Origin of the sequence: Micromonospora sp. CPCC 205546, assembly GCF_036902715.1 — a bacterium.
In the GTDB taxonomy this organism is placed as follows: Bacteria; Actinomycetota; Actinomycetes; order Mycobacteriales; family Micromonosporaceae; genus Micromonospora.
The window spans coordinates 1-4,265 of the sequence record NZ_JBAKHL010000142.1 but is presented as its reverse complement, the minus strand read 5'-3'; the positions used below and the strand labels follow the sequence as shown (position 1 = coordinate 4,265).

The 4,265-nt window shown below is 78.6% G+C and carries 4 protein-coding genes and 1 tRNA gene; all 5 read left to right on the top strand.

Going from position 1 to position 4,265, the window contains the following annotated elements:
* Positions 1 to 760 (top strand): 4Fe-4S dicluster domain-containing protein (locus V6U77_RS29650; RefSeq protein ID WP_334610040.1); only part of this gene is annotated, 760 nt, incomplete at its 5' end.
* Positions 757 to 1,746, top strand: coding sequence for an NrfD/PsrC family molybdoenzyme membrane anchor subunit (gene nrfD / locus V6U77_RS29645; RefSeq protein ID WP_334610039.1), 990 nt, complete (start codon positions 757 to 759; stop codon positions 1,744 to 1,746). The genes V6U77_RS29650 and nrfD, both read left to right, overlap by 4 nt.
* 45 nt (positions 1,747 to 1,791) lie before the next feature.
* Positions 1,792 to 1,887: transfer RNA gene (locus V6U77_RS29640), tRNA-Sec, on the top strand.
* Between the two features lie 20 nt (positions 1,888 to 1,907).
* Positions 1,908 to 3,212 carry an L-seryl-tRNA(Sec) selenium transferase gene (selA, locus tag V6U77_RS29635; RefSeq protein ID WP_334610038.1) on the top strand — a complete coding sequence of 435 codons (1,305 nt, stop codon included), beginning with the start codon at positions 1,908 to 1,910 and terminating at the stop codon, positions 3,210 to 3,212.
* Between the two features lie 3 nt (positions 3,213 to 3,215).
* Positions 3,216 to 4,265, top strand: a 1,050-nt coding sequence (gene selB / locus V6U77_RS29630; RefSeq protein WP_334610037.1) for a selenocysteine-specific translation elongation factor, incomplete at its 3' end; no start/stop codon positions are given.

Sequence of the window (4,265 nt, the reverse complement as noted above, 5' to 3'; positions counted from 1 at the left end):
GGGCGCGGCGCCGCCGGCCGCGCGGATGGCCACCGGCACCGACCCGGGCCGGGAAAGCGGTGGCGTCGCGACCGGCGGCGGCCCGGACGCGGGCCCCGCCGCCACGGGCCCCGCCGGCCGGGGCGGGCCTGAGTTCCTGGGGATGCCCGGGGCCCAGCCGCCGGGGCGCGCCGGGGGAGCCGAGGGGCGCACCGACTTCCGCTGGCTGATGATGTCCGACGTCTGCAAGCACTGCACCCACGCGGCCTGCCTCGACGTCTGCCCCACCGGCTCGCTGTTTCGCACGGAGTTCGGCACGGTCGTGGTGCAGGAGGACATCTGCAACGGCTGCGGCTACTGCATCTCCGCCTGTCCCTACGGCGTCATCGACCAGCGCAAGGGCGACGGCCGGGCGTGGAAGTGCACGCTGTGCTACGACCGGATCGGCGCGGGGATGACCCCGGCCTGCGCGCAGGCGTGCCCGACCGAGTCCATCCAGTACGGGCCCCTCGACGAGCTGCGCGAGCGGGCCGCGGCCCGGGTGGCGACGCTGCACGAGCGGGGCGTGCCCGAGGCGCGGCTCTACGGGCACGACCCGCACGACGGGGTCGGCGGCGACGGCGCGTTCTTCCTGCTGCTCGACGAGCCGGAGGTCTACGGGCTGCCGCCGGACCCGGTGGTCACCACCCGGGACCTGCCGAGGATGTGGAAGCGGGCCGGCCTGGCCGCGCTGGCGATGGCGGCGGCGGCCGTGGCCGCGTTCGTGGGAGGTTCCTCGTGAGTCCGGAGCGTGGTGGGCGCAGGCGGCGCGGCGGCGAGGAGCTGCGCGTCCCGGAGGCCGAGTTCACCTCCTACTACGGCCGCCCGATCCTCAAGGCGCCGGTCTGGAAGTGGGACATCGCCGCGTACCTGTTCACCGGCGGGCTGGCCGCCGGCTCGTCGCTGCTCGCGGCGGGCGGGCAGCTCACCGGCCGGCCCGCGTTGCGCCGCGCCGGTCGGGTCGCCTCGCTGGCGGCCGTCACCGCCAGCACCGTCTTCCTGATCAGGGACCTGGGGCGGCCCGCCCGGTTCCACCACATGCTGCGGGTGGCCAAGCCCACCTCGCCCATGTCCGTGGGCACCTGGATCCTCGGCGCGTTCGGCCCGGCCGCCGGGATCGCGGCGGTCGCCGAGGGGGCGGCGTGGCTGCCCGAGCGGGGCCTGTCCGGCCTCGCCCGCCGGGTGCTGCCACCGATGGGGCACGCCGCCGGGCTGGCCGCCGCGGCGACCGCGCCGGCGCTGGCCACGTACACGGGGGTGCTGCTGGCGGACACGGCCGTGCCGTCGTGGCACGAGGCGTACCCGGAGCTGCCGGTCATCTTCGCGGGCAGCGCCCTGGCCAGCGGCGCGGGAGTGGGCCTGATCGCCGCGCCCGCCGCGCAGGCCGGGCCCGCCCGGCGGATGGCGGTGGCGGGCGCGGCCCTGGAGCTGTACGGCGCGCACCGCGTGGAGACCCGGCTCGGGCTGCTCAGCGAGCCCTACCGCACCGGATCCGCCGGTCGCCTGCTGCGCGCCGGGCGGGCCCTGACCGCCGTCGGGGTGGCCGGCGCGCTGCTGGGCCGGCGCAGCCGCACGATCTCCGCGCTGTCCGGGGCGGCCCTGCTGGGCGCCTCGGTGGCGACGCGCTTCGGCATCTTCCACGGCGGCGTCGCCTCGGCGAAGGATCCGAAGTACACGGTGGTGCCGCAGCGCGAGCGCCTCCAGCGGCGGCGCGCCGCCGGGGGCTGACGCCCTCACGCGCACGCCCGCCGGTCCTGTGGTTCACTGCTGCGTGGAGGCGTTCAGGCGGCTGGTGCCCCTCCCGGTCTTCAAAACCGGTGTGGTCCGGGATCCGGGCCAGGCGGGTTCGATTCCCGTCCGTCTCCGCCAACGCTGCGGAAGAGGGGACCATGGGGGACGTCGCGGCAGATCCGCGCCGGCGGGTGCCGCGCACCGACGCGCTGCTCGCCGACCCCCGGCTGGCCGCCGCGGCGGTCGCCGTCGGTCGGGATCGGGTCAAGGTCGCCGTCCACCGCGCCCAGGAGCGCGCCCGCCGGGGCGAGATCACCCCCGAGGCGGTACGCGACGCCGCGCTGGCCGCCCTCCCCGCGCCGGCGCCCCGGGCGGTGCTCAACGCCACCGGGGTGGTGCTGCACACCAACCTGGGACGCGCCGCGTTGTCGCCCGCCGCCGCCGCGGCCGTCACCGCCGCCACCGGCCACACCGACGTCGAGCTGGACCTGCGCACCGGACGGCGGGCCCGGCGCGGACGCGACGCCCTCGACGCCCTCGCGGCGGCGGTGCCCGACGCCGGTGCGGTGCACGTGGTCAACAACGGCGCCGCCGCGCTGGTGCTCGCCGCCACCGCCCTGGCCGCCGACGCCGAGATCGTGGTCAGCCGGGGCGAGCTGGTGGAGATCGGCGACGGGTTCCGCCTGCCCGACCTGCTGGAGAGCACCGGCGCCCGGCTGCGCGAGGTGGGCACCACCAACCGCAGCACCCTCGACGACTACGCCGCCGCGCTCGGTCCCCGTACCGGCTTCGTGCTCAAGGTGCACCCGTCGAACTTCCAGGTCACCGGCTTCACCTCCGCCGTGCCCGTACGGGCGCTGGCCACCCTCGGCGTCCCCGTGGTGGCCGACATCGGCTCCGGGCTGCTCGCGCCCGACGCGCTGCTGCCCGCCGAGCCGGACGCCGCCTCCACCCTGCGGGCCGGGGCGGCGCTGGTCACCGCCAGCGGCGACAAGCTGCTCGGCGGCCCGCAGGCCGGGCTGCTGCTCGGCGCCGCCGACCTGGTCGAGCGGCTGCGCCGCCACCCTCTGGCCCGGGCGTTGCGGGTGGACAAGCTGACCCTCGCCGCGCTGGCCGCCACCCTCGGTGACCCGGCCACCCCCACCCGGGCGGCGCTGCACGCCGACCCGGACGCGCTGCGCGAGCGCACCGAGCGGCTGCGTGACGCGCTCGCCGCCGACGGGTGCGAGGCGCGGGTGGTGCCCGCCGGGGCGGTCGTCGGCGGCGGTGGCGCGCCCGGCGTCGAGCTGCCCTCCTGGGCGCTCGCCCTGCCGGAGCACTATGCGGGGCCGCTGCGTCTCGGCGACCCGCCGGTGCTGGGCCGGGTCGTACGCGGGCGGCTGCTGCTGGACCTGCGCTGCGTGCCCGCCGACGCCGACGCGGCGCTGCGCGCCGCCGTGCTGCGCGTACCCGGGCGGGGCTGAGCGGTGCTCGTGGTGGCCACCGCCGGGCACGTCGACCACGGCAAGTCGACCCTGGTGCGGGCGCTGACGGGGATGGAACCCGACCGGTGGGCCGAGGAACGCCGCCGGGGCATGACCATCGACCTCGGCTTCGCCTGGAGCACGCTGCCCTCGGGCGCGACGGTCGCGTTCGTCGACGTGCCGGGCCACGAGCGGTTCGTGCCGAACATGCTCGCCGGCGTCGGCCCGGTGCCCGCCGCGCTGGTCGTCGTCGCCGCCGACGAGGGCTGGATGCCGCAGTCGGCCGAGCACCTGGCGGCGCTGGACGCGCTCGGGGTGTCGTACGGCCTGCTGGTGGTGACCCGCGTGGACCTGGCGGATCCGGGGCCGGCGACGGCCCGCGCCCGGGCGGAGCTGGCCGCCACCTCCCTGGGCGCGGTCGACGCGGTCGCCGTCAGCGCCGTGACCGGCGCCGGCCTGCCGCAACTGCGCGCTGCGCTGGACCGGCTCGCCGCCCGGCTGCCCGCCCCACGGGCCGACGCCCCGGTGCGGCTGTGGGTGGACCGCGCCTTCACCGTGCGCGGCGCCGGCACCGTGGTGACCGGCACCCTCGGCGCCGGCCGGCTGCGGGTGGGCGACGAGCTGGAGCTGGTTGGCAGTGCGGAGGCGGTGCGGGTACGCGGCCTGCACTCCCTCGGCGCGGCCCGGCCCGAGGTCGGCCCGGTCGCCCGGGTGGCGGTGAACCTGCGCGGCACGCCCCGCGACCGGCTGGGGCGCGGCGACGCGCTGCTGACCCCCGGCCGGTTCCATCGCACGGACCTGCTGGACGTCCGGCTGGCCGGCGACCCGACCGGGGACCTGCCGGCCACCCTCACCCTGCACATCGGCGCGGCGGCGGTGCCGGCCCGGGTCCGGCCGCTCGGCGCCGACACCGTCCGGCTGCGGCTGGCGCGGCCGCTGCCGCTGCTGGTCGGGGACCGGGCGCTGCTGCGCGACCCGGGCCGGCACCACGTCGCCGGCGGGGTGACCGTGCTGGACGTGGCGCCGCCGCCGCTGACCCGTCGGGGCGCGGCG

Excerpts from the sequence above, each read along its gene's own strand:
- selA (WP_334610038.1), top strand. The coding sequence starts at position 1,908 with ATGGGGGACGTCGCGGCAGATCCGCGCCGGCGGGTGCCGCGCACCGAC.